Genomic DNA, 24,730 nt, shown 5'->3' on the forward strand with positions numbered 1-24,730 from the left:
GCCGCCCGTGCGAGCCGGGCCCGGGACGGACCGACCGGGCGCGCACACGACGCCCGCGGGACGATGAAAGCAGCCCTTCGGAGCCACCCACGTGGGTGGCTCCGAAGGGCCCCTTTCCCGACGAGTCCGGGCCGGGCCGGGTCCTACGGGTGTCTGACAGATCCTGTGCGGTGTCCGCGGTGTCCGGTACGCGGGAGTGCGTGCCGGGCGCCTCGGGCGCCGTGCGGGATCTGTCAGACACCCTCCTAGTCGAGGTAGTCGCGCAGGACCTGCGAGCGGGACGGGTGGCGCAGCTTCGACATGGTCTTCGACTCGATCTGGCGGATGCGCTCACGCGTCACGCCGTAGACCTTGCCGATCTCGTCGAGAGTCTTCGGCTGACCGTCGGTGAGACCGAACCGCATCGAGACCACGCCCGCCTCACGCTCGGAGAGCGTGTCGAGGACGGAGTGGAGCTGCTCCTGGAGCAGGGTGAAGGAGACCGCGTCCGCCGGGACGACCGCCTCGGAGTCCTCGATGAGGTCACCGAACTCGCTGTCGCCGTCCTCGCCGAGCGGGGTGTGCAGGGAGATGGGCTCGCGGCCGTACTTCTGGACCTCGATGACCTTCTCGGGGGTCATGTCGAGTTCCTTGGCCAGCTCCTCCGGGGTGGGCTCGCGGCCCAGGTCCTGGAGCATCTGGCGCTGGACGCGGGCCAGCTTGTTGATGACCTCGACCATGTGCACCGGGATGCGGATGGTGCGGGCCTGGTCGGCCATGGCGCGGGTGATCGCCTGCCGGATCCACCAGGTGGCGTACGTGGAGAACTTGTAGCCCTTGGTGTAGTCGAACTTCTCGACCGCGCGGATCAGACCGAGGTTGCCCTCCTGGATCAGGTCCAGGAAGAGCATGCCGCGGCCGGTGTAGCGCTTGGCCAGCGAGACCACGAGGCGGAGGTTGGCCTCCAGCAGGTGGTTCTTGGCCCGGCGGCCGTCCTCGGCGATGATCTCCAGCTCGCGCTTGAGCTTCGGGGCGATCTTGTCCGCGTTGGCGAGCTTGTCCTCGGCGAACAGGCCGGCCTCGATGCGCTTGGCGAGTTCGACCTCCTGCTCGGCGTTGAGGAGGGGGACCTTGCCGATCTGCTTGAGGTAGTCCTTGACCGGGTCGGCCGTGGCGCCGGCGGCCGCGACCTGCTGCGCGGGCGCGTCGTCCTCGTCGTCGTCGGACAGGACGAAGCCCTGGCTCTCGCCGCCGGTGCCCTCGGGCGCGCCTTCCTCGCCCGGCTTGCCGGTGGTGGGCTTCTCTTCGGCCTCCTCGTCGAGCAGCTCGTCGACGACGTTCTTGGCCGCGGTCTTCTTGGCGGCGGTCTTCTTCGCCGTCGCCTTCTTCGCCGTCTTCTTGGCGGCGGCCTTCTTGGCCGTCGCCTTCTTCACGGGCGCCTCGTCGGACTCCTCGTCCGACGGCGCGGCCGCGGGGGCGCTCTTCTTCGCCGGGGCCGCCTTGGCGGCCACCGTCCTGGTGGTGGCGGTGCGCTTCGCCGGGCTCTTCGCCGCGACGCTCTTCCGGGCGCGCTTGGGCTCCGCGGCACTGACCATCAGCGTCACACCCTCTTCCTCGAGGATCTGATTGAGGCTGCGCAGAACGTTCTTCCACTGAGTGGCCGGGATCTGGTCAGCTTCGAAGGCACGACGCACGTCGTCGCCGGCGATCTGCCCATCAGCCTTTCCCCGCTCGATCAGCGCCATCACAGACTGGGACTCGGCGATCTCCGGCGGGAGCGTACGGGATGTGCTGGCCGACACGAACAACCTCTCGGAACGTTGAAAAAACGGCTTCCGACTCCTGTCCTGGGTGAAGGACGAGAGCCGACGACCCACGGCTGGGTTGGGCCGGGGGCGCTGCGGGACCGGTGAGGGTTACAGCGTCGCGAACGACGACCGCGTTCCCTCCTCGGCTATCACCTCTTAGGTCATCGCGCTGCCCGGTCGAGCGTTACGCCCAATCCACGTGGCCCGAGTCACACCCCTATATCGGTCAAAAATCTCCGAATAGCGACAGAGGGTGACATCAAGATTCCGTGAGGTGCGAGGCCGGGAGTGACGCGTCGCTGTCAGGAGGCTGAGCAGGCTACTGCCCCTTCGGACGGGAAGGCTCGGAGCAGCCGGCGAGCGCTTCCCGCGCCGCCCGGCCCTTCCACAACGGCGTACGGGGCCTCCCTCTTCCCTGCGCGTCACGTCCCTTACGCGTCGCACGCCCACGCGTCACACGCCCGGCCCCTGGCGCCTCGGCGGTGGGCCGGGTGCCAGGGGCCGGGGGAACGTTTCCGTGGGACCGTCCGGAGGCGGAGGCGGGGGCCGGAGCCCGTACGGCCGAGGCTCACAAGGCCGGGTCCCGGCCATCGGGCGTGGGCAGTGCGAGCCTCTTCGACCGAGGGGCGGCCGGTGCCGGCCTCCCCGCGCGAGACGAGTCCGGCGGGGTGGCCGGCCGGGCGGGCCGGGGGCTGGTCGGCTCCGGCGGACCGGAGGGAGGCGGCGAGGGGCGCGCCATCGGCCGGGAGGGGTTCAGTGCTGCTCGCGCGGCCCGGGGACGACCCGCTCCACCTCGGGGTGGGCGGTGAGGAGCTGGCGCATGGCGTGCTCGGCGGCCGCCCCGTCGCCCTCGGCGAGGGTGTCGATGATGCGGGCGTGGTGCCCGAGGGAGGTCTCGTTCGGCCGGTCGCAGCCGGTGGCCGGGCCGCCGGAGACCTGGAGGGCGGCGGAGACGATGCCGGAGAGGTGCTCCAGCATCCGGTTGCCCGCGAGCTGGATCAGCAGTCCGTGGAACTCGGCGTCGGCGCGGGAGAAGGTCATCAGGTCGCCCTGGCCCAGGGCGTGCCCCATGATGTCGACCATGTCCGCGAGCCGCTGCTGGGCGTCCTCGCGGCCGTGGCCCGCGGCGAGGCGGGCGGCGAGCGGCTCGATCGTCCAGCGCAGTTCGCCGAGCTCGCGGCGCTGGTCCTCGCGCTGCGGGCCGAAGGCGCGCCATTCGATGATGTCGGGGTCGAGGAGGTTCCAGTCGCTGACCGGGCGGACCCTGGTGCCGACGTTGGGACGGGCGCTCACCAGCCCCTTGGCCTCCAGCACGCGCAGGGATTCCCGGACGACGGTGCGGGACACCTCGAAACGCTGCCCGATCTCCTCGGGCACCAGGGGCCGGTCGGCGCCGAGATCGCCGGAGACGATCATCTGGCCGAGCTGCTGGACGAGTTGACCGTGAAGACCCCGGCCCCGGTTGCTGGTCGGGCGCCGCACGGCCCTGCCCAGATCCGAATCGGCGCCCTCCCAGGCCGTGGCGCTCCTCTCGGGCCCGGGCACCTCCGCGTAGGGGTAGCGGTCGAGTTCGGCCGGTCCCGCGAGGCTGGAGTCGGCGGAACGGGCGGTGGTCATCATGGAGTGCGCAAGGGTAGTCACGGAACCTTTGTCGGCGTCGGTTCCAACTCCCTTGAGGTCTTTGGTGAAAAGCACACGAAAGGGTGATCGCTCACCTCATGGCCCTTGACGCCCCGCCGAACGAGCCCGAACACCCCTGCCCGACCTCGGACTTGCCCTCCCGACCGATCGGAATCTGTCATCCCGCGGACACCACACGAACAGATCCGCACGGGATACGTGCAGGACAGAGCCCTGAACGACAACATGACGGTGATATCCGCAGGTTGTCCGCGCCTTCCCGCCCACTCGGGAGGCCCGCTCCCCCAGGTCGCTCCAGGGGTGTCACAACCGCCTTGTACGACAGCGCAGATCGCGCCCGGCGCGCACGACGGCGCTCGCACGAAGGGCCGTTGGACGCACGGGCGTACGAGGGGTGGCGACGGCCGGGCCGACGCTCCCCCAAGGGCCGCCGTGTCCCCGGCAGCCGGGCCACGGGCGGCCTGCCGGCGACGGAGGTTCAGACCTCGGGGCGCAGCATCGGCGGGTTGAGCAGGGTGGCGCCGCCCGCCCGGAAGAGCTGGGCGGGGCGCCCTCCCTGCCGGGTCGTGGTCCCTCCGGTGGGAACCAGGAAGCCGGGCGTACCGGTCACCTTGCGGTGGAAGTTGCGCGGGTCGAGGACGACGCCCCAGACCGCCTCGTAGACCCTGCGCAGCTCGCCGACGGTGAACTCGGGCGGGCAGAAGGCCGTCGCGAGGGAGGAGTACTCGATCTTCGAACGGGCCCGCTCCACCCCGTCCCCCAGGATGGCGCCGTGGTCGAAGGCGAGAGGTTCGGCCGCAAGCTCCGTGCGGCGGCCGCCGGCCGTCGTCCCCAGCAGCTCCTCGACCGGGGACCACCGCGCGTGCCGGGCGTCGCCGCCGGCCCGCGGCGCGGGCAGGTCGGGGGCGAGGGCCAGGTGCGCGACGCTGACCACCCGCATCCGGGGGTCGCGGTCGGGATCGCCGTAGGTGGCGAGCTGTTCGAGGTGCGCGCCGTTCTCGGCGGTCGGCGCCTCGGCGGTGTGGGCACAGAGCCCGGTCTCCTCGGTGAGTTCGCGGGCCGCGGCCGTGGACAGGTCCTCGTCGGGCCGGACGAAACCGCCGGGCAGCGCCCACCGCCCCTGGAACGGGGCCTCGCCCCGCCGCACCACGAGGGCGCAGAGGGCGTGCTTGCGCACGGTGAGGACGACCAGATCGACAGTGACGGCGAACGGCGGGAAGGCCGACGGGTCGTAGGGGGGCATGGGTGGATCATAGTCGTCTGCCTGACGATAAACAGCCTGTTCGCGGAGGCTGCGCCGGGTACGGATGGCGCGCTTTCGTGCTTGGGGGCGGCACCGTGGCTCAGGCGGGGAGATCGGTGAGCGTGCGGGTGAACCAGTCGCGGGCCTACGGGGCGAGGAAGTGTCGGGCGTCACTGGGGCTCGCGCGCTTACGACACCCCGGCCCCGGCCGTCCCCGCCAACTCGATCCGCTGGGCCCAGCCGAAACTCCCTGGCTCCCGGCGTCGGGACCACACAGCGGCCCCGACGCCGATCACAGCCCACGACAGACCACGACAGCCCAAGCCATCAACGCGAATGCTCAGCCAAGCCCCGAACGTCCCGACGCCGCAGGCCAACTCACCTCACTCCCTTCTCGCCCACGCCCTCAAGCCGCGTCGACGACACTGCAAACACCTTCTCCGGCGCCACACCGCCCCCGCCCGGAACCGAACCCACCCCCTGCGGCGCCCCTTCCCCGCCCCGAACGCCCCGCCACCCCCACGCCCCGCAGCCACAACCACGCCTCGGCGAGCCTCCGCCTGCTCCTCCACGCCAACGGCCTCCCCCGCATCGCAGACCGCCCACGCACACCCCCGCCGGACGCCCCCGTCACCGCCGCCCCCTGGGCGGTCGACCGCCCTGCGGGCGGCGGGTAGGCCGTGAGCTCCGCAGGGGCAGCCGCCCGCTCGGCCCCCGGCCGGGGGCCGCCCCGTACGGACCCCGAGGCCCGCCCGGCCCGGCTCCAGGGCGCCCGCCCCGCGGGCGTACCGGAAGAGGCGGGCGCCCGGCGCCCGTCTGCCTCAGCGAGCCCGCGCTGCCGCTGCTGCCCGGCCGGGCGTCCCTTCCCTGCTGTGAAGCACGCGCCGCGGGAGCTCCCCGGTCCGGAGCATTCCCGCCTTCCGCCCCGGAGGCTGAAGGCCGCGGCCGTCGGCCGGGCCACCTCAGAGCCGAAGGCAGGGGAACCGTCCGGCGCTGAGCCGACGGTCCGCTTCCGCGGCGTCCCGGCCCGGGCGTCCGCACCTTCTCGGCCACCCGGGTGGCCGCGAGACGCCGGTCCTTGCCCGCCCTGCGTAGGACGCGACGGATCGACTCGGCGGCCAGCCCTTCGTTGCACGCGTGGTGGAGGAGGAGTGCGAAGGTGTAGTCGGGGTCGGCCCGCAGTGCCAGGGCGAGTGCGACACGCGCCTCCGCGGGGTCGCCTGTCGACCAGGCCACCCATCCGGCGAGCGCGAGGGGGCCGGCCGCGTACTCGTCGTAGGCCCCGGAGCAGCGTCGGGCGAGGGCGCGCCACAGGCGCAGAGCGGGTGGGGCCAGGGGGCCTTCCATCCATTCGGCGGCCCGGTCGCGGGTCTCCCGGTCCTGAAGGCCCACGATCACGGCGGCTGCCTCGTCGAGGCCGATCGCGCGGTCGTCGCGGGCGTCGGCTTCCTTCGGGTCCCGTACCTCGGGGAGTTGGAGGAGCCTGGTGATGAGACCGGCGGCGACCGTCAGGGTCTGCTCGCCTACGACGGGTCCCTCGTCGTCGTCCAGCAGCCGGGGCAGCAGGTGGGAGCAGGCCCCGTCCAGGGCGGTCGTCCAGGCGGGGTCGCCGCCGTCGTCCGGCGGGAGCAGGCGGCGCTCCATGGCGCGCAGGCTCCCGCGGACGGCGACGCCTGCGTAGACGGCGGCCGCGGCGAGGACCGAGGTGCCGGGCGGTGTCAGGGGTGTCCCCTCCGCCGGGCAGCAGACAGGGTCGGGGCAGCAGTAGGACCAGCAGCGGTGGTCGGAGAGGCAGATGGCCTCCACCACCGGCACGTCGCGCGCACCGGCGGCGAGCCGGACGTGCTGGGCGAGGGGGCGCAGCGCCTCCATGACGGTGGCGCCGGTCTCGCCGGGACCCGGTTCGCGGCAGAGGAAGGCGACGATGGCGTCGGGTGTGCCGAGGCGGCGGGCGCTGCCCGTGACGAGAGCGTCGGTGAGGACGTCGGCGATCGCCGGCCAGTCCGCGGGGTCGGTGGGGATGCCGACCCGGACCCGGCCGCCGAAGCGGCCTCCTGATCCGTGGACGGCGACGAGGACGAGGTTCTCGTCGGGTTGGAAGCCGAGGAGGTACGGCAGGGCGTCGGCCAGCTCGGTGTGGCTGCGGACGGTGATGCGGGGCTCGTCGGAATCGGCGGGCGTGGTGTTCGTGTGATCGCTCATGCCGCCGACTCTGCCGCGGTCCGGGGACCGCCGCCGGAGCCTGTGGACAGAAGCGGGTGGCGGAATTGTCCACATCCGGCGGGTTGTCCACATCGGGGCGGTCGCCCACAGGCTCGCCGGGCCTGTTCGCGGATTGTCCGACCCATCGGGTTGCATGGGGGCCACGAGCAACGCGGAGCTGCCGACCACGGCCGACTCCGTCCTCGCCCGGCTGGTGGGCGACCCGACGGGCGCCGCCGAGCTGCGGGAGGACCAGTGCGCGCCATCGAGGCACTGGTGGCGGAGGGCCGCCGGGTGCTGGTCGTGCGCCGAACCGGCTGGGGCAAGTCGGTGGTGTTCTTCGTGGCGACGGTGCTGCTGCCTGCCCAGGTGCCGGTCCGGCCGTGATCGGTCACGAAGCCGACACCGGGCAGCTCACCGCATGCCCCGAGTCCTCGGTCTGGGTCACGGCACATCCCTCCTCGACGCCGCCCACAAGGGTGCCGCCGTCGCAGAGTGAGGGGTTTTCAGGCGGGTGGTACCGACGCGGCCTGCCCGCCGGGCCCCGGCGCCGAACGCGAGCACTCGGTCGAGGGGCGGAACGCTACGGAAACCCTCACGGCCGGGGTGGGGCTAGCCGCACCCCGTTTCAGCAGGCTGGCGCCATCGAGCGGGCGACCGGCCCGCGACATGCTCAAGGAGTCGCCAGAACAGCCCTGTTGGAAGGAAACTCCGTGTCCGTTCGTCTTCGCACCTCCGCCCAGAACAAGCCGGCGAAGCAGCGCGGCCGCCGCGTGTTGTCGGTGGTCGCCGCACTGGCGGTCCTGGGCGGCGGCCTCGCTGTGAGCGGCTCCCCGGCCTACAGCGCCCCGGACCGTGCCGGTCACCCCGACGCCGTGAACGAGGGCGCGAGGAACCTGGTGCACGAAGACGGCTTCCCCGCCGTACTGGCCGCCGTCGAGGGACGCCACGGACGCGTCCGCGACCACACGGCCGGCACCGGTGACCTGGAGACCGGCGCGGCCGTGCCGGTGAACGGCCAGGTCCGGGCCGGCAGCAACACCAAGTCCTTCACTTCGGCGGTCGTGCTCCAGTTGGCCGGAGAGGGCAAGGTGGACCTGGACGAACCGATCGGGACGTACCTGCCGGGTCTGGTGCGCGGTGAGGGCATCGACGGGACACGGATCACTGTGCGGAACCTCCTCCAGCACACCAGTGGCCTGCCCGACTACACCCAGTCGCTGGACCCGAACCCGTTCGAGATCCGCGACACGTACTACAACCCGCGCGAGATGCTCGACCTCGCTCTGAGCGAGAAGGCCGTGTTCGAGCCCGGCGCGAAGTGGCAGTACAGCAACACCAACTACGTCCTGGCGGGCCTGCTCGTCGAAAAGGTCACGGGCCGCCCCTTCGGCGAGGAGATCACGAACCGGATCATCCGCCCCCTCGGCCTGAAGGACACCTACTGGCCGAAGGCGGGCGAGCGCGGTGTCCGGGGCGCCCACCCCAAGGGCTACGCCTCCGCGACCCCCGGCGGCCCGCTGGAGGACATCACCCGCCTCGACCCGTCTCAGGCATGGGCCGCCGGGCAGCTCGTCACCACCCCGCGCGACCTCAACCGCTTCTTCTCCGCCCTGCTCGGCGGCGAGGTGCTGGATGCCGCCGAGCTGAAGGAGATGACGACCACGGTCCCGGCCGCCGAAGGCTCCGCCACGCCGAACACCGAGTACGGCCTGGGCCTCTTCCGCACCCCCCTGTCCTGCGGTGTCGAGCTGTGGGGCCACGGCGGCGCCATCCACGGCTACGAGACCTTCGGCGGCGTCACGGACGACGGCCGCGCGGCCACGGTGGCTGTCACGGCGCTGTCGGCCTCGGTGGCCGCCGAGCCCGAAGGGATTCTGGAGGCGCACCAGCACGTGCAGGAGCTGGTGGAGACCGCCATCTGCGAGTAGCCGCTCGTCGCCGCCACCCACCGCGCACGTACTCACCGCCGACACCAGCTCTCCGTCCGAGCACGAGTGGCGAGGACTTGCCGCTGCTCTCCAGCCCCACCACACAGCACGAGTGACGGCCCGCCTCCGCACGTGATCTCGTACTTCGCCCCTGCCCATGGGCTTGTAAGCCGACACCGCTCGACGTGGAGGCGGAACGGCTCACAGCGGCGCCGGGGCCACGAGGATCTCGCCGCGGTCGTCGTCTGGAACGAGCCGAGGGGCGCCAGGACATCGTTCGCGGCTAGCCGGCCAGAGCCAGGACCAAGGGGAGTACTTGGTCGGCTCCGGCCTGGCGCAGGAGGCGTGCGCCGACGGCCAGGGTCCAGCCGGAGTCCGTGTAGTCGTCGATGAGCAGGACCGGGCCGGGGGCGTCGGCCAGGGCGGCGGTGAGCGTGTCGGGCACGGTGAACGAGTCGGCCAGGGCACGCAGCCGCTGGGCGGAATTGCTGCGGTGCGCGGCGAACTCGTCGGCGTGCGGGGTGTAGGCCAGGCTGCCCAGGAGCGGGAGCCTGCCCACACGGGCCACTCCCTCGGCCAGAGAGGCGACCAGCTGGGGGCGGGTGCGGGAGGGCATGGCCACGATCCCCACCGGCCGCGCCATCGCGTCAGGCGAGCCGCCGGCCCAGCCACCCGGCGAGCGGGCCCAGTCCGCCAACACGGTCACGACGGCGTTCAGCACGTCGTCCGGGACCGGCCCGTCCGCCGCCTGCGCCGACAGGAGGGGGCGCAGGCGGTTGCCCCAGCCGATGTCCGACAGCCGGCCCAGCGCACGCCCCGTCACCGCCTGCTGCCCCGCAGGGATACGGCCCTTGAGATCCATGCCGACCGCGGCGAGGCCGGTCGGCCACATCTTGCGGGGCTCGACCACGACGCCAGGCCGGTCCAGCTCGCCCGTCGCCGCCCCGAGGGCCGCGGAAGAGACGGCTGGATCGAGCCAGGAGCCGGCGCAGTTGTCGCAGCGGCCGCACGGAACCGCCTTCTCGTCATCGAGCTGCCGTTGCAGGAACTCCATACGGCAGTGGGTGGTCGCCACGTAGTCCCGCATGGCCTGCTGCTCCGCCGCGCGTTGCTTCGCCACCCAGGCGTACCGCTCCGCGTCGTACACCCACGGCTTCCCCGTCGCGGTCCAGCCACCCTTGACCCGCTTGACCGCCCCGTCCACGTCGAGGACCTTCAGCATCGTCTCCAGACGCGAGCGCCGAAGATCCACCAACGGCTCCAGCGCCGGCAGCGACAACGGGCGCCCCGCCTCCTCCAGCACCGAAAGCGTCCGCCGCACCTGCTCCTCGGGCGGGAAGCCCACCGAAGCGAAGTACGCCCAGATCGCCTCGTCCTCCCGCCCCGGCAGCAGCAGCACGTCAGCGTGGTCCACGCCACGCCCCGCACGGCCCACCTGCTGGTAATAGGCGATCGGGGACGAGGGCGACCCCAGGTGGACCACGAAGCCGAGGTCCGGCTTGTCGAAGCCCATCCCGAGTGCGGACGTGGCGACCAGCGCCTTCACCCGGTTGCCCAGCAGGTCCTCCTCCGCCTGCAACCGGTCGGCGTTCTCCGTCTTACCCGTGTACGAGGCCACCGGATATCCGCGCTGCCGCAGAAACGCGGCGACCTCCTCCGCCGCCGCCACCGTCAGCGTGTAGACGATCCCCGAACCCGGCAGATCCCCCAGCCGCTCCCCCAGCCACGCCAACCGGTGCGCCGCATCCGGCAACTCCAGCACACCCAGCCGCAGACTTTCCCGGTCCAGCGGCCCCCGGAGAACCAGCGCGTCCCCGCCGCCCGTACCCAATTGCTCCGCCACGTCCGCCGTGACCCGCGCGTTCGCCGTCGCCGTCGTGGCCAGGACCGGCACTCCCGCCGGCAACTCCGCGAGCATCGTGCGCAGCCGGCGGTAATCAGGCCGGAAGTCATGACCCCAGTCGGAGATGCAGTGCGCCTCGTCGACCACCAGCAGACCCGTCGTCGCCGCCAGCTTCGGCAGCACCTGATCGCGGAAATCCACGGAATTGAGACGCTCCGGGCTCACCAGGAGAACGTCGGTCTCCCCCCGCTCCACCTCCCCGTAGATCGTTTCCCATTCCTCAGGATTGGCTGAGTTGATGGTGCGCGCCCTGATGCCTGCCCGCGCCGCCGACTCGACCTGGTTACGCATCAACGCCAGCAGCGGCGAAATGATCACCGTCGGGCCGGCTCCACGCCGACGCAACAGGGCAGTCGCCACGAAGTACACCGCCGACTTCCCCCACCCGGTGCGCTGCACCACCAGCGCACGACGGCGCTCCTCCACGAGGGCCGCGACCGCCTGCCACTGGTCCTCCCGCAGCCGGGCAGCCCCTCCCGGGGCGCCGACCAGCTCAGCAAGGATGGCGTCGGCTTCGGTGCGCAGTTCCAGGGTGTCCATACCCCCATGCAACCCGACGGCGCCGACAATCAGCGAATCCACCCAGCAGGGCGGAAGGCGTACAAGGACCGCGTCCGCCACGGCTCCCACAGCAGGCGATGGGCGCGTACGCGACGACCGACGGTGCCGGATGGCGTTCCTGCGGCTGCTGCGACGGGCCGGAGCCGCCGGGTGGCGCCGCTGGCCCTTGCTGTCGAGGGGCGAGATCGCGCGTCGGACGGCTGTGCGCTGGGCATACATGGGTAAGGCGTATCGGCGGATACCGGTCGGCCCCTCCAATTGCTCGTTGCCGCGGGCCGGTGCGGCGGCAAGAATGGCCATCGCTCCCCGCGGCTTCGCATGGTCCGGCAGGGCTCTGCCGCGGTGCGCTCTCTCCTCGTCACCTCCTCGCCCGCAGTGTGGGCGCGTACCCGAAGGGAGGACCGTGACCTTCGGCTTGGCTCCGTCCGCGACGGCTTCGACGTCCCGACCGCCGATACCCACCGATTCCCCCAACCGGCTTGCCCGGACGTTGCAGCCCGCGGAGTGGGCCGCGGCGGGCATTCCCCTGCTGCGAGACCCGCGCGAGGTGGTGGGCGGCCTGCACGCGCTGCACCGGCCCACCGCGACGACGGCCGTCGTCGCGGTGCTGGACCACCGGGAGCGGGTGTGCGCCAGCGCCTCGTTCGCCCGCCGGTCCGCCTCGACCGACGGCTGGGTCTACCGGAACGCGCTGCTGGCCCAGTTGCGCCGGGTGGTGCCGCACGATCTGCGGCGGCGCTCACCGGCGCGGACGGCGGTCCTGCTGCACTGCCGTGACGGGGAGGGGCGTTGGACCGAGGAGGACGGCGCCTGGATGTGGGGGCTGCGGGACGCGTGCACGCTGCACGGTCTGCGCTGCGGGGCGTACATCACGCTCACCGGGGACGGCTGGCAGGTCCTGGGTGAGGACCGGGGCGGGCGTCGGCCGAGCGTCGGACCGGCGTCCGACCAGGCGGAGCAGGAGAGTTGGGAGATCCCGGCGCAAAGGGGCACGGTGCGGACGGGCTGACGCGTCCCGCGGCGTGCGGCCGCCGTCACGCAGGCGCGAGGGTCGACCGGTGCCCGGTGCGGGGCCTGGACCCGTCGTCAGGGCTGCCCGTCGGCATGTCGGCGGTCTGGCCCGGGCGTGAGCGGCCATGACCGAGTCGCGTCCGGGCGGCCGGCCGGAGACCGGAGGCGAACGCGCTCGAGGGCGGGCAGCGCCGCCCCGGCGCCGGAGGGGTCCGGCGCCGGGCTCGGCGTCAGACGCCCGCGCCCAGCACGGAGTTGATCTGCTGGGGGTCGCCGCAGACGATCAGCAGGGCCTGGGCCCGGCCGAGCGCCGCGGGGAGCACCGTCTTGACGGCGTCGGCGCCGCCGTTGGCCGCGACCACCACCACGGGGCGGGGCTCGGCCTGGTCGGCACAGGCGCCGTCGGCGTAGAAGACGTCGTCGGCCGCGTCCTGCTGCCGCCAGTAGGCGTCCTCACCGAAGGACCGTTCGTGCGCGGTCCACGGGTGGGGGTCGCCGGTGGTCAGCACCAGCACCTCGGCCGGGGCGCGCCCGGAGTCGAGGAGGAGGTCGACCGCCTCGTCGGCGGCGTCCAGAGCACCGTCGGCCGGGGCCGGGATGAGCTGGATCTGCGGGGCGCCCGCCGTGCCGGACGGGCCGGTCGGAGGCTTGGGCGCGGGGGCCGGACCGGGCTTCGCACCGGCGGCCCGCTGAGCGGGCGGCGCGGGGCGGGGCGGGCCGGGACGGGGCGGTACCGCGGAACGCGGTCCGGGTACGGGGCGAGGGGTCGGCGCCACGCGGCTGCTGGCCGGAGTGGTGCGGGGACCCTGGGCACTCTCGTGAATCTGAGGCTCCTCGGGAAAGGGAGGCATAAGGACGACATTTATCAAACGCCGACACAGGACATGGGAGGGGGTGGCACACAAGTGCGGAAAAGATCAGAAATCGAAACCGAGCTGTCCCTTGATCTCCGTGACGTTTCCGCGTACCGGCACACGGATCTTCTTGAGGTGCTGCCACTGCGGCAGCCCGTCAAGATACGACCAGGAGAGCCGGTGGTAAGGGGTGGGGCCCCGCTCCGCGAGCGCCGCCTGGTGCGCGGGCGAGGGGTATCCGGCGTTGTCCGCGAAGCAGAAGTCCTCGTGGTCGACGCCCAGTTCCGTCATCATGGCGTCCCTGCGCACCTTGGCGAGCACCGAGGCGGCGGCGACACAGACACAGGACTGGTCCCCCTTGATGACCGTACGGACCTTCCAGGGCGCACCGAGGTAGTCGTGCTTCCCGTCGAGGATCACGGCGTCCGGGCGGACCGGCAGCCCCTCCAGGGCCCGCACGGCGGCGAGCCGCAGGGCGGCGGTCATCCCGAGGTCGTCGATCTCCTGCGGCGAGGAGTGACCGAAGGCGTAGGCGGTGACCCAGCCCTCCAGCTCACCGGCGAGCGCGGTGCGCCGCTTCGGAGCGAGAAGCTTGGAGTCGGTGAGGCCTTCGGGTGCCCTGCGCAGACCGGTGACGGCGGCGCAGACGGAGACCGGGCCGGCCCAGGCCCCGCGCCCCACTTCGTCGACACCGGCAACGATCTTGGCCCCGGTCGTGGCGCGCAAGGACCGCTCGACGGTGTGCGTGGGTGATTCGTACGGCATGGCGCCAGACAGCGTACGCCGCCCGTTCCGGGGAGGACACCCCGGCTCCTCCCCTTGTCCGGATCCCGGGTGTCCGGGGCCCTCGCGCCTCCGCCCGCGCACCCCGGCGCGGACGGACGGCGCATCCTTCCGGCGGTCCCTCCGTGCACTGGTCATGGCCTTCGCTCCCGCACATCGAGCGTACTCCGGCTGGAGCGCCCTCCACCAGCACGGCGGCGGCGGTGACGAAGACACCCGCACCCCCGGAAGACTCCGAACCCTCCGCAAACTCGCTGGTAAGTCAGGCCGATTGACTCTGGCGGTCGGCGCGTTCCGGGAGTCCGCGGGACGTCTTCGGGGGCTGGGGGCGGGCGGGGCGTGGGGGCCGGTCGGAAGAGGGGGCGTTGGTCACGTATGCAAAGTGTGGTGGGAGGGTGGTCAGCGGACGGAAGGGTAGACGTCGTCGGTGAGGAGGTCGCGGCAGGGGTGGTCCTGGACGGGGCGGGCCGTCAGGATCTCGCGGGCGCGGGCCTGGCTGACGCTGGTCGCGTACCAGGGGGTGTCCTCGACCGCGACGGAGCGCAGGGCGCAGGAGCGCTGCGGTTCGTCGAGGCGGTCCAGGGCCGGGACGGCGTCGGCGGAGAGTCCCGAGAGGTAGGCGAGGTCGAGCGTGCGGCCCTCGTGGTGCGCGGCCACGTTGCTCTCGGCGATCAGTTCGTCGGGCGAGGCCAGGCCGAAGGCGAGGACCGCCACCGCGCCCGAGGCCACCACGGCGCGGGGCAGCAGCCGGGCGCCGAGGACGCCGGCCGCGATGATGAGCAGGACCACGGCGCCGAGCCACAGTTCCATGGTGACGACGGTGAGCCTGAGACGGGTCAGCCCGTACTCGTCCATGTACAGGTCCATGCGGCGGACCGCCGAGGCGACCACGATCAGGGTGAGCAGGCAGAGCGTGCCGAGGACGGCGCGGACCAGGGTCTTGTCGCGCGGACCCGAGCGGGGCGCGACGCGGACGGCGACGCAGATGACGGCGAGGGTCAGCACGGTGGCGAAGAGGAGCTGCCAGAAGCCCTCCCGGGCGTACTCGGCGTAGGTCATGCCGTTGCTGGCGCGCACCGCGTCCTCCCCGCGCAGCAGCACGGCGGCCTGGACCGCGACGAAGGCGGCGAAGAGCAGGTCGAGGAGGACCAGCGGCAGGGCCCACTCGACGCGTCCCCGGGCGCGGCCGGGACCGGGGCCCAGCCCGTCCCACCGGGTCGGGGCGGCCGCCGTGTGGGCGACGGCCAGCGCGGCGGCCGCGGCCAGCACGGCGAGCACCGCCCGCCACGGCACACCGGAGGCGCCGATGTCCGGGACGAGGCTGCCGAGGAGGTCGGCGAAGGCCCGGTCGGCGGCGGCGAACAGCCCGCCGAAGACCACCAGCAGGACCACCGCGACCAGCACCGACCGCAGCAGCGACCCGAGGTCCTTGTCGCCGCCCGAGGCCCGCGCACGCACCCCGCGCCAGCCCCAGCCCAGCGCCCGGCGCGCCGAGGTGAGGAGGCCGAACGGCGCCAGCAGCACCCCGGACCAGGTGCGGCACCCGTGCAGCGCCAGCGCCCCCAGCCCCACCGCGGCGAACAGCGCCAGCAGCGAAGGCCATTCGGCGTCGCTCCACACCGGTACGGCCAGCAGCGCCAGCCCGCCCGCACCCCAGCCGAGCGACGCCGGACGCGGACGGCGGCCCGCCCGCCGGGCGGCGAACCAGGCCGCGGCGGCGAGCGGGAGGGCCATGATCAGGGCGTTGACGGCGAGGCCCTCGCCGAGCAGGAGCGCGCTCAGCAGGCCGGTGGCGGCGGCGGCGACGAGCGTCGCCGTGCCGACGGGAGCGGGAGGCGCGGCGCGGACCTTGTCCAGCAGCGGCGGGGGCGGGCCGGGAAGCTTCTCGTAGCGGACGCCGCTGCCCTCGGTGGCGGGGCCGTCGGCGTCGGGTGTGCCGGCGTCGGCCTCGTCCGGGACAGGCTCCGCACCGGGCGCGGTGTCCCCCGCCGCCGCGTCGGGCCCGGCGCCCCCGTCGTCCTGTTCAGCACCGGCGCCCGTCTTCGCCAGTGCTTTCGGCTCGCCCTCCGCACCGGTGGCGGCAGTGGGGCCTCCCCCGGCGCGCGCCTCTGGCACACCCCGCTCCTCCGGCCGCGCCGACCCCCCGGAGCGTCTCTGCCCCTCGTTCTCCTCGACCCCGTCCGACACGGGTCCCCCTCCCGGCCGGCCCGGAGCAGCGGCCGTTCGGCTCCGGCGCGAACGCGAGGGAGGACGGGGCGCGCCGGAACCGGCGATCGTTCGTCGCGGCCGACGTGCTCGTCCGGGCGCGTGAGGGCAGGCTAGCCAGGGTCGGGGCGTGCGCCCCGGTCAGGACCGCGTTGTGGCATGACCGTGACACTTCCCGGGCGGGCGGGAGGGGGAGCTGCGCGGCGGGAGTCCAGGCGCCGACCCACGTACAGGTGTCCCGTGCGTCGCCCCCAAGGGGCGATCCTCCTGGTCGGCAGGTGGTTCCGTATCGGGGCGGGCACCTTTCGGGCAGCGGGGGCAGGCCCCGCTCGACCACGCTCGGAGTGCCGCATGCGCCGCTTGACCGCCGCCCTCGCCCTGTCCGCCGCAGTCCTCGTCGCACCCGCCTCCCCGGCGCTCGCCGCCCAGGGCACGCTCACCATCGGCTGGGACCAGTACGCGAACCCACAGGGTTGCTACCCGGTCCAGGGACAGGCCGACTCGCTCCTGGTCAACGACACCGACTCGTTGGCGCTGGTCCTCTCCGGCCCGAACTGCGAGGGACAGGTCGTCCATCAGGTGCCGGCCGGGGGCCGTGCCGTGGTGACGGCGGGCAGCAGCGTGTACATCGGCTGACCCGGGCGCTGCCGGGCGTGCGCGGGCGCGGCAGGGGGAACGGAAGCCGCTCCCCGCGCCGTCGGCGGCGCTACGCCCCGAGTGCCTCGTCCAGCCATCCCGGGAGCGGCTCGGTCCGTTCGGCCCATTCGGCGGGCGGGGCCGCGCCCGCCGCTGCGAGGATGCCGCCGACGATGGCGCAGGTGGTGTCGATGTCCCCGCCGACCTGGGCGGTGCGCCAGAAGGCGGCCTCGTAGTCGTCCAGGCCGCGCGCGGCCGACCAGAGGGCGAACGGCACCGTGTCGTGGGCGGTGGAGCGGCGACCGCAGCCCAGGACGGCGGCGACCGTGCCCGCGTCGCGGTAGTCGAGCATGTCGCGGGCGCGCCGCAGCCCCGCCTCGGCGGCGCTGCGCGGCACCAGCTCCAGTACGCCGTCCAGCAGTGTCCGCCCGTCCGGCGGCCCGGCCGGGCCGCCGGCGAGCGCGGCGGCCGCGGCAACCGCCATGGCCCCGACGACCGCCTCCCGGTGCTGGTGGGTGGGGTAGGCGGAGATCTCGGCCTGGTGGGTGGCCTGCTCGGGGTCGCCCGCGTACCAGGCGCCGAGCGGGGCGACGCGCATGGCGGCGCCGTTGCCCCAGGAGCCGTGGCCCCTGAACATCGCAGCCGACAGGTCGCGCCAGTCACCGCCGCCCCTGATCTGCTCCAGCAGCCAGTCGGTGCCCCGGCCGTAGGAGCGGGTGGGGTCGTGGTGGCGGGCGAAGGCGGTGGCCAGGCCGTCCTGGTCGATCCGGTGGTCGGCGGCGAGCGAGGCGACCACGGAGGCGGCCATCTCGGTGTCGTCGGTCCACCGCCACGGCCCGTCGGGGAGCCGTCGGCGGCGCAGGAGGGGATGGCTGCCGGGGTGGGAGAACTGGGCGCCGAGGGCGTCGCCGACGGCCACTCCGCGCAGAGAGGCCAGGGCGCGGGCGACGCGCGGGTCGGGGTTCGTGTCAGCGGTCATCGCGCTCTTCACTCTAGCCGGTGCGTCCGTAGGGCTCCGGTTCCCGCCAGCGGTCGAAGGGCCGGTCGAGGCGGTAGCGGCCGTCGTCGCCGAGCTCCAGGACGCGCAGCTCGCCGTTGTCCGGGTTGGAGAGCGACTCGAACTCGGCCACGGTCCAGTGGAACCAGCGCATGCAGAACAGCCGCATGGTGAGGCCGTGGGTCACCAGCAGCACGTTGGGCGGATGGTCGGGCGACTCGAAGCTGCGGTAGAGGCTCTCCAGGAACGCCCCCACCCGGTCGTACACGTCGGCCCCGGACTCGCCCTGCGCGAAACGGTAGAAGAAGTGCCCGTACGCGTCGCGGTACGCCTTCTGCCGGCGTACGTCGTCGCGTTCCTGCCAGTTCCCCCAGTCCTGCTCACGCAGGCGGGGCTCCTCGCGGACCCGGACGACCTGCGGGTCCAGGCCCAGGTGGGTGAGGGTCTGGTGGGTGCGGAGGTAGGGCGAGACGTAGACGCTGACGCGTTCGCGGCCGAACAGCTCGCGGAGCCGGCCGCCCGCCTGGACGGCCTGGGCACGCCCTCTCGCGGTGAGCGGGAGCGCGTGGTCGGGCTGGCGCTCGTACACGCTGTCATCGGCGTTGCCCACCGATTCGCCGTGCCGGACGAGGACGATGCGTCGCGGTCGGACCATGGGCAAACCCTAGTTCGGCCCCGCCGGGCGGCGGCGGCCGGGGCACCGGCGCGTCGTGGGCGCGCGGTCCCCGGGCGGGCGCCCCCTAGGGGCTGTCTGACAGATCCCGCACGGCGCCCACGGGGCCCGGCACGCACTCTCGCCGCACCGGACACCGCGGACACCGCACAGGATTTGTCAGACAGCCCCTAGACCGTCCAGGACGGTTCGAGGTCGACGACGGCGCCGGTCAGGGCGGAGACGTCGGCCGCCGTACGGGCCCGTAGGGAGAGCCGCTCGATGCGCTCGGTGCGGTACTTGCCGTGCTCGGCGGCCGCCTGCCACATGGAGAGGATCAGGAACTCGTCACCGGGCGCCTCGCCGAAGAGTCCGCGGACCATGCCGGGTGAGCCCGCCATGGCCGGGTTCCAGACCTTCTCCTGCATCAGCGCGAAGTTGTCGACCCGGCCGGGCCGGACCCGGCAGTGCGCCACCCGCACGACGTCCGCCTCGGTGAACCGCGGCTCGAACCCCGTCTTCACGTCGAAGCGGTACGAGAAGAGGCGCACCCGCGCCCCGGTGAAGGTGCCGGACTGCGAGGCGGCGAGCCGGTCGTGGGAGCGGGCCATGAAGGAGTCGTAGAAGGCGCGGCTCTCCCAGAAGGCGAACACGTGGACCACGTCCGGCCGTGACCGGCTCCACCCGCCCCCCTGTCCCAGGAACCCCGGCTCCCCCGGGAGCCCCGCCCACTTGCGCTGCCCCCGCTCGAATCCCCGGCGGTCCTTCACGGTGCAACGCGTCCACTTGACCAGCACCGCGCCATCGTACGGGCCCAGGCGCCCGCGCAGGGCCCCGCGCGCGAAGCACGGGTGGCCGAACTTCCGCGCCTCGCGCACCCGTTCGCAGGCGTGGAGGCTTCCGGTCCGGGGAAGCGGGGCATAGGGATCCCCGACACCGTGTCAGACCGGCGTGACACGATGGGGATTCCGGCGCCGAGAAGGGCCACAGGGGTATGTCACAGGGGGAAGGACCGCGATGAGCACGCCCAACAAGAATCTGGGGACGATCGAGATTCGCCTGAAGTGGGACCCGAGCCCGCTCGGCGAGACCGCCCACGACCTCGACCTGATCGCGGCCGTCTTCTCCTCGGACGACCCCCACGGCTCCCCCGACCACCTGGTCCACTTCGACGCCCGCTCCCCCGACGGCACCATCCACCTGCAGCGGGAGAGCCGCACCGGCCAGGGCCTCGGCTTCGACGAGGTGATGAGCCTGGAGTTCGAGCGGATGTCGCAGCGGCTCGACCGCATCGTCATCGGCGTCGCCATCCAGCAGCGCACCGGCGAGAAGACCTTCGCCGGCATACCCCGCACCGAGGCGGAGATCGTCGAGGAGTACGACACCCTCGCCACCTACGACTTCGCGGAGGTCGGCGAGGCCACGGCGGCGACCATCGCGGTCTTCCGGCGGAACGAGTCCGGCACGTGGCAGTTGCGGCGCGCCGTGCAGGGCTTCGCCGACGCCGACCCGGACGCCTTCGCACAGCTCATGGGCGGCGTCAGCGTCTGAGCGCGCCCCGCCCGGCCGCCCCGGTCAGCCTCCGGCGGTGCCGGGGCCGCTCGCGCCCCGGAGGTGGACGAGGCCCTCACGGAGCGGGCCGCCCGCGAGGCCGAGCACGGCGGCAGCGGCGGCGCACAGGGGATCTGGATCGGTGCGCCGGGCGACGGCGAGGTGGCCGTCGAGGAGGGCCGCACCGAGGACCGGGGCGGCCGTCCGCAGTCTGCGCGGGAGCCACTTGCCCGCGCCGCTCCAGGCGCCGCGCACGGCGCTGAGCAGGTGGGCGGCCTCACGCAGGGTCCGGTCGGCCAGGGCGAGCTGCTCGTACGGGTCCGCTCCGGGCGCCTCCGTGTCGGCCAGGTCCTCGGCGAGGTCGGTGAGCAGGTAGCGGCTGTCGTCGCGTTCGGCGTCGGTCAGCGGGCCGGGGCCGGCCTCGATCAGTTCGCGGGCCTCACGGCGCCAGCCGGCGGCGAGGCCGTGCGGGTCGTGCAGGGGGACGGCGTCGGCGTAGAGGAAGGCCATGGTGGCGCGGCGGTTGGCGCGGCCCTCCGCGAAGAGCCTCCGCAGGTCGTCGGGGGTGTGCAGGTAGACCTCGGCGCTGCGGCCCTCGTGGTGGACGGTCTCCCTGCGGTCGCGTCCGTCGTCGGGCAGCAGCACGGCGATGTCCAGGTCGCTGCGGGCCGTGAACCGCCCTCCGGCCGCCGAACCGCCGAGCACCGCGGCGAGGCCGTCGCCGTAGCGGGCCTCGACCAGGCGAAGAGCGGAGGCGGCGGGGTCGTGGGCGGGTGCGGGGCGGGTCTCGGGCGTCGTCATGGGGCCATGCTGCCGCGCGCCCCGGCCTGCGGGAGCGGAACGGGGTTGACCATGCGCCCGGCGTGCGCGTCGGGGAGCGACGGCCGCCGGGCGCCGGGGGGTTCAGACCGACCGGGCCAGCCGGAAGCCGAGGTCGTCGATGCGCAGGGTCGGGTGGCTCTTGCGGCGGCAGGCGGCGCGGACGCCGCGGGGTTCGTCCTGCCAGCCGCCACCCCGGAACACCCGGTAGGGGCCGTAAACCTCGGGGTCGTACAGGTCCCAGCACCACTCCCAGACGTTGCCGAGCATGTCGTGCAGGCCCCAGGCGTTCGGCTGCCGGGTCGCCACCGGGTGGAGGCGGCCGCCGGAGTTGCCGCGGTACCGGGCGACGGCGTCCAGCGGCCCGTACCGGACGTCCGCCGAACCGGCGCGGCAGGCGTACTCCCACTCGGCCTCGGTCGGCAGGCGGTAACCGTCGGCGTCCTGGTCCCACCGGGTGTCGCGGGCGTCCGGGCCGTCGCCGATGCGGTAGCAGGGGCGCAGGCCCAGAGCCTGCGAGAGCAGGTTGCAGTAGCGCAGGGCGTCGGCCCAGGAGACCTCGGTGACCGGGGCCGCCGGTCCGCCGGGGCCCTCCGGGGCCGCGCCGGTGAGCGCCGCGTACCGCTCCCGGGTCACCGGACAGGAGGCGAGCTCGAAGGCCGGAACGGCCACGGCCCGCTCGGTCCTGGCGGCCTCGTCGCGCAGGAGGACCTCGCCCGCCGGCAGCGGCAGCAGGCGGTCCAGGTCCGCCACGGGCCTCGTCTCTTCCCGGGTGCTCGTCACGTGCCCCTTCCTACCCGGTCCGGTCGCCGCGCGGGGGCGGAACGGGAGCATCCGGTGGCCGGTGCGCCGCACCGGGGAAACCGAAGAGGGCGCCGACCTCGCGGTCGGCGCCCTCTCACCCGGTCCTCAGCCCTGGACGCTCCTCAGGGCGTCCGGGGCCGCGGCCCGGTCGGTCGTCAGCTGCATCCGCTGGTGGAGCCGCAGCCCTCGCAGATGTAGCAGGAACCGGCGCGCTGCATCTTCGTGCCGCAGGAGAAGCAGAGCGGCGCGTCCGCGCTGATCCCCAGCTGCATCTCGACCAGCTCGGCCGAGGTGTGGGCCTGCTGCTCGGGCTTGGCCTGCGGGACCTCGGTGCCCGTCGCCGGGGCGGAGACGGCCGGGGCGGGCGCGGCCAGTTCGGCCTGCTCCTCCTCGGCGGGCTCGTAGGAGCCGGTCTCCAGGTGGCGGCGGCGCTCGTCGGCGGAGTGGATGCCGAGGGCGGAGCGGGTCTCGAAGGGCAGGAAGTCCAGCGCCAGGCGGCGGAAGATGTAGTCGACGATCGACTGCGCCATCCGCACGTCCGGGTCGTCGGTCATGCCGGCCGGCTCGAAGCGCATGTTGGTGAACTTCGAGACGTACGTCTCCAGCGGCACACCGTACTGGAGGCCGACCGAGACGGCGATGGAGAAGGCGTCCATCATGCCCGCGAGGGTCGAGCCCTGCTTCGACATCTTCAGGAAGACCTCCCCGAGACCGTCGTCCGGGTAGGAGTTGGCCGTCATGTAGCCCTCGGCGCCGCCCACCGTGAAGGAGGTGGTGATGCCGGGGCGGCCCTTGGGGAGGCGCTTGCGGACCGGGCGGTACTCGACGACCTTCTCCACGGCGGCGCGGATGGTGTCCTCGGCCTGCTCGGCGATCTCGGCCTTCTCCTCCTCCTTCTTCTTGGCGGAGAGGGGCTGGCCGACCTTGCAGTTGTCGCGGTAGATCGCGAGCGCCTTGACGCCCAGCTTCCAGGCCTCGAAGTAGACCTCCTCGACGTCCTCGACGGAGGCGGACTCCGGGAGGTTGACCGTCTTGGAGAGGGCGCCGGAGATCCACGGCTGGATCGCGGCCATCATCCGGACGTGGCCCATCGCGGAGATGGAGCGCTCGCCCATGGCGCAGTCGAAGACCTCGTAGTGCTCGGGCTTGAGGGCCGGGGCGTCGATCACGTTGCCGTGCTCGGCGATGTGGGCGACGATCGCCTCGATCTGCTCCTCGGAGTAGTCCATGCGGCGCAGCGCCTGCGGCACGGTGCCGTTGACGATCTGCATGGAGCCGCCGCCGACGAGCTTCTTGAACTTGACCAGCGCCAGGTCCGGCTCCAGGCCGGTGGTGTCGCAGGACATCGCCAGACCGATGGTGCCGGTCGGGGCGATGACCGAGGCCTGGGCGTTGCGGAAGCCGTGCTTGGCGCCGAGGCGCACCACGTCCTGCCACGCCTCGGTGGCGGCGGCCCAGACCGGGTTGTCCAGGTCGTCGGTGCGCACGGCCTTGGCGTTGGCGTCGGCGTGCTGCTTCATGACGCGCTGGTGCGGCTCGGCGTTGCGGGCGTACCCGTCGTAGGGGCCGACCACGGCCGCCAGCTCGGCGGAGCGGCGGTAGGAGGTGCCGGTCATCAGCGAGGTGATGGCTCCGGCCAGGGCGCGGCCGCCGTCGGAGTCGTAGGCGTGGCCGGTCGCCATCAGCAGGGCGCCGAGGTTGGCGTAGCCGATGCCGAGCTGGCGGAAGGCGCGGGTGTTCTCGCCGATCTTCTGGGTGGGGAAGTCGGCGAAGCAGATGGAGATGTCCATCGCGGTGATGACCAGCTCGACGACCTTGGCGAACCGCTCGGACTCGAAGGACTGGTTGCCCTTGCCGTCGTCCTTGAGGAACTTCATGAGGTTGAGCGAGGCCAGGTTGCACGAGGTGTTGTCCAGGTGCATGTACTCGCTGCACGGGTTGGAGCCGTTGATGCGGCCCGACTCCGGGCAGGTGTGCCAGGCGTTGATGGTGTCGTCGTACTGGATGCCGGGGTCGGCGCAGGCCCAGGCGGCCTCGGCCATCTTGCGGAAGAGGGACTTGGCGTCGACCTCCTCGATGACCTCGCCGGTCATGCGGGCCCGCAGGCCGAAGGAGGAGCCGGCCTCGACGGCCTTCATGAACTCGTCGTTCACGCGGACCGAGTTGTTGGCGTTCTGGTACTGGACGGACGTGATGTCGTCGCCGCCCAGGTCCATGTCGAAGCCCGCGTCGCGCAGGGCGCGGATCTTCTCCTCCTCGCTGACCTTGGTCTGGATGAAGTCCTCGATGTCGGGGTGGTCGACGTCGAGGATGACCATCTTGGCCGCGCGGCGGGTGGCGCCACCGGACTTGATCGTTCCTGCGGAGGCGTCGGCGCCGCGCATGAAGGAGACCGGGCCCGAGGCGTTGCCGCCGGAGGAGAGCAGCTCCTTGGAGGAGCGGATGCGGGAGAGGTTCAGGCCGGCGCCGGAGCCGCCCTTGAAGATCATGCCCTCTTCCTTGTACCAGTCGAGGATCGACTCCATGGAGTCGTCGACGGAGAGGATGAAGCAGGCCGAGACCTGCTGCGGCTGGGGCGTGCCGACGTTGAACCACACCGGGGAGTTGAAGCTGAAGATCTGGTGCAGCAGCGCGTAGGCCAGCTCGTGCTCGAAGATCTCCGCGTCGGCGGGGGAGGCGAAGTAGCTGTTCTCCTCGCCGGCCTTGCGGTACGTCTTCACGATGCGGTCGATGAGCTGCTTGAGCCCCGTCTCGCGCTGCGGGGTGCCGACGGCCCCGCGGAAGTACTTGCTGGTGACGATGTTGACCGCGTTCACCGACCAGAAGTCGGGGAACTCGACGCCACGCTGCTCGAAGTTGACCGAGCCGTCGCGCCAATTGGTCATGACGACGTCACGAAGCTCCCACTGAACCTCGTCGTACGGGTGCACGCCGGGCGTCGTGTGGATGCGCTCGATACGCAGGCCCTTGGCCTTGGAACCCTTCGTGCGGGAACCTCGTGCCGGGCCGCTCGCCGTCTCTGTCATGCCGCCTCCCATATCTGGGTGAAACACCCAAAAGTGCGCAGAGCTTCCCTGCCGCACGGTCTGTCTTGTCTTCCGGGCGCCGCCGAAGCGCCCGGCCACATCGTTCTCCCGCCGCCGGGAAATC

General features: G+C 72.9%; 18 protein-coding genes and 1 pseudogene. 5 read left to right on the forward strand and 14 right to left on the reverse strand.

The annotated features are described in order from the left end of the window. Window positions 1–245: 245 nt before the first annotated feature. From ACFWMZ_RS15135 to ACFWMZ_RS15150, 4 genes are all read right to left on the reverse strand, one after another. On the reverse strand, window positions 246–1,787 hold the full coding sequence (locus ACFWMZ_RS15135; RefSeq protein WP_383201865.1) for an RNA polymerase sigma factor: 1,542 nt from the start codon (window positions 1,785–1,787) through the stop codon (window positions 246–248). A 753-nt stretch (window positions 1,788–2,540) separates the two neighbouring features. Beyond that, window positions 2,541–3,482, reverse strand: a complete 942-nt coding sequence (locus ACFWMZ_RS15140; RefSeq protein ID WP_383175717.1) for a FadR/GntR family transcriptional regulator — start codon at window positions 3,480–3,482, stop codon at window positions 2,541–2,543. Between the two features lie 424 nt (window positions 3,483–3,906). Further along, entirely contained in the window at window positions 3,907–4,671 is a 765-nt protein-coding gene (locus tag ACFWMZ_RS15145; protein ID WP_383175714.1) for an NUDIX domain-containing protein, read from the reverse strand. Window positions 4,672–5,301: 630 nt separating this feature from the next. Continuing rightward, entirely contained in the window at window positions 5,302–6,873 is a 1,572-nt protein-coding gene (locus ACFWMZ_RS15150; protein WP_383201868.1) for a DUF4192 family protein, read from the reverse strand. Between the two features lie 154 nt (window positions 6,874–7,027). On the opposite strand from ACFWMZ_RS15150, the pseudogene ACFWMZ_RS15155 reads away from it, so the two are divergent. Together ACFWMZ_RS15155 and ACFWMZ_RS15160 are read left to right on the forward strand one after the other, a co-directional pair. Then, window positions 7,028–7,262: pseudogene (locus ACFWMZ_RS15155) on the forward strand (recombinase RecQ); the annotation flags it as partial. 324 nt (window positions 7,263–7,586) lie between these two features. After that, window positions 7,587–8,804, forward strand: coding sequence for a serine hydrolase domain-containing protein (locus tag ACFWMZ_RS15160; RefSeq protein ID WP_383201934.1), 1,218 nt, complete (start codon window positions 7,587–7,589; stop codon window positions 8,802–8,804). Between the two features lie 283 nt (window positions 8,805–9,087). Here ACFWMZ_RS15160 and ACFWMZ_RS15165 read toward each other — a convergent pair whose 3' ends face one another. Further along, on the reverse strand, window positions 9,088–11,247 hold the full coding sequence (locus ACFWMZ_RS15165) for a DEAD/DEAH box helicase (protein ID WP_383201871.1): 2,160 nt from the start codon (window positions 11,245–11,247) through the stop codon (window positions 9,088–9,090). Window positions 11,248–11,671: 424 nt separating this feature from the next. Between ACFWMZ_RS15165 and ACFWMZ_RS15170 the strand changes: the two genes are divergently transcribed. After that, complete coding sequence (locus ACFWMZ_RS15170; protein WP_383175692.1) at window positions 11,672–12,277, forward strand: hypothetical protein; 606 nt, start codon at window positions 11,672–11,674, stop codon at window positions 12,275–12,277. A 232-nt stretch (window positions 12,278–12,509) separates the two neighbouring features. On the opposite strand, the gene ACFWMZ_RS15175 is transcribed toward ACFWMZ_RS15170, so the two are convergent. From ACFWMZ_RS15175 to ACFWMZ_RS15185, 3 genes are all read right to left on the reverse strand, one after another. After that, entirely contained in the window at window positions 12,510–13,130 is a 621-nt protein-coding gene (locus ACFWMZ_RS15175; protein ID WP_383175690.1) for a hypothetical protein, read from the reverse strand. A gap of 66 nt (window positions 13,131–13,196) precedes the next feature. After that, window positions 13,197–13,898: a ribonuclease HII gene (locus ACFWMZ_RS15180; RefSeq protein WP_383175687.1), complete on the reverse strand. Its 702-nt coding sequence runs from the start codon at window positions 13,896–13,898 to the stop codon at window positions 13,197–13,199. A 417-nt stretch (window positions 13,899–14,315) separates the two neighbouring features. Beyond that, a complete protein-coding gene (locus tag ACFWMZ_RS15185; protein WP_383201874.1) occupies window positions 14,316–16,103 on the reverse strand; it encodes a DUF4173 domain-containing protein in 1,788 nt (595 codons plus the stop codon). 369 nt (window positions 16,104–16,472) lie between these two features. On the opposite strand from ACFWMZ_RS15185, the gene ACFWMZ_RS15190 reads away from it, so the two are divergent. Beyond that, window positions 16,473–16,757: a hypothetical protein gene (locus ACFWMZ_RS15190; RefSeq protein WP_383175681.1), complete on the forward strand. Its 285-nt coding sequence runs from the start codon at window positions 16,473–16,475 to the stop codon at window positions 16,755–16,757. A 70-nt stretch (window positions 16,758–16,827) separates the two neighbouring features. Here ACFWMZ_RS15190 and ACFWMZ_RS15195 read toward each other — a convergent pair whose 3' ends face one another. From ACFWMZ_RS15195 to ACFWMZ_RS15205, 3 genes are all read right to left on the reverse strand, one after another. Next, the gene (locus ACFWMZ_RS15195; RefSeq protein ID WP_383175678.1) at window positions 16,828–17,736 is read right to left on the reverse strand and encodes an ADP-ribosylglycohydrolase family protein; all 909 of its coding nucleotides are present in this window, start codon (window positions 17,734–17,736) and stop codon (window positions 16,828–16,830) included. 13 nt (window positions 17,737–17,749) lie between these two features. Next, window positions 17,750–18,409, reverse strand: a complete 660-nt coding sequence (locus tag ACFWMZ_RS15200) for a histidine phosphatase family protein (protein WP_383175675.1) — start codon at window positions 18,407–18,409, stop codon at window positions 17,750–17,752. A gap of 188 nt (window positions 18,410–18,597) precedes the next feature. After that, a complete protein-coding gene (locus ACFWMZ_RS15205) occupies window positions 18,598–19,203 on the reverse strand; it encodes a YdbC family protein (protein WP_383175672.1) in 606 nt (201 codons plus the stop codon). A 154-nt stretch (window positions 19,204–19,357) separates the two neighbouring features. Here ACFWMZ_RS15205 and ACFWMZ_RS15210 point away from each other — a divergent pair, with 154 nt between their 5' ends. Beyond that, window positions 19,358–19,957 carry a TerD family protein gene (locus tag ACFWMZ_RS15210; RefSeq protein ID WP_383175669.1) on the forward strand — a complete coding sequence of 200 codons (600 nt, stop codon included), beginning with the start codon at window positions 19,358–19,360 and terminating at the stop codon, window positions 19,955–19,957. A 24-nt stretch (window positions 19,958–19,981) separates the two neighbouring features. On the opposite strand, the gene ACFWMZ_RS15215 is transcribed toward ACFWMZ_RS15210, so the two are convergent. From ACFWMZ_RS15215 to ACFWMZ_RS15225, 3 genes are all read right to left on the reverse strand, one after another. Next, window positions 19,982–20,758 carry a nucleotidyltransferase domain-containing protein gene (locus tag ACFWMZ_RS15215; RefSeq protein ID WP_383201877.1) on the reverse strand — a complete coding sequence of 259 codons (777 nt, stop codon included), beginning with the start codon at window positions 20,756–20,758 and terminating at the stop codon, window positions 19,982–19,984. Window positions 20,759–20,860: 102 nt separating this feature from the next. Further along, window positions 20,861–21,559, reverse strand: coding sequence for a formylglycine-generating enzyme family protein (locus ACFWMZ_RS15220; protein WP_383201880.1), 699 nt, complete (start codon window positions 21,557–21,559; stop codon window positions 20,861–20,863). A 176-nt stretch (window positions 21,560–21,735) separates the two neighbouring features. Further along, window positions 21,736–24,606 (reverse strand): vitamin B12-dependent ribonucleotide reductase, encoded by a 2,871-nt coding sequence (locus ACFWMZ_RS15225; protein ID WP_383175660.1) that lies wholly within the window; start codon window positions 24,604–24,606, stop codon window positions 21,736–21,738. Window positions 24,607–24,730: the final 124 nt, after the last annotated feature.

This window comes from Streptomyces sp. NPDC058373 (assembly GCF_042723275.1).
In the GTDB taxonomy this organism is placed as follows: domain Bacteria; phylum Actinomycetota; class Actinomycetes; order Streptomycetales; family Streptomycetaceae; genus Streptomyces.

Bases quoted from the DNA above. Each gene is read 5' to 3' on its own strand.
- ACFWMZ_RS15165 (WP_383201871.1), bottom strand. From the start codon at position 11,247: ATGGACACCCTGGAACTGCGCACCGAAGCCGACGCCATCCTTGCTGAG.
- ACFWMZ_RS15145 (WP_383175714.1), bottom strand. From the start codon at position 4,671: ATGCCCCCCTACGACCCGTCGGCCTTCCCGCCGTTCGCCGTCACTGTC.
- ACFWMZ_RS15175 (WP_383175690.1), bottom strand. From the start codon at position 13,130: ATGCCTCCCTTTCCCGAGGAGCCTCAGATTCACGAGAGTGCCCAGGGT.
- ACFWMZ_RS15195 (WP_383175678.1), bottom strand. From the start codon at position 17,736: ATGACCGCTGACACGAACCCCGACCCGCGCGTCGCCCGCGCCCTGGCC.
- ACFWMZ_RS15200 (WP_383175675.1), bottom strand. From the start codon at position 18,409: ATGGTCCGACCGCGACGCATCGTCCTCGTCCGGCACGGCGAATCGGTG.
- ACFWMZ_RS15150 (WP_383201868.1), bottom strand. From the start codon at position 6,873: ATGAGCGATCACACGAACACCACGCCCGCCGATTCCGACGAGCCCCGC.
- ACFWMZ_RS15215 (WP_383201877.1), bottom strand. From the start codon at position 20,758: ATGACGACGCCCGAGACCCGCCCCGCACCCGCCCACGACCCCGCCGCC.
- ACFWMZ_RS15190 (WP_383175681.1), top strand. From the start codon at position 16,473: ATGCGCCGCTTGACCGCCGCCCTCGCCCTGTCCGCCGCAGTCCTCGTC.
- ACFWMZ_RS15225 (WP_383175660.1), bottom strand. From the start codon at position 24,606: ATGACAGAGACGGCGAGCGGCCCGGCACGAGGTTCCCGCACGAAGGGT.
- ACFWMZ_RS15180 (WP_383175687.1), bottom strand. From the start codon at position 13,898: ATGCCGTACGAATCACCCACGCACACCGTCGAGCGGTCCTTGCGCGCC.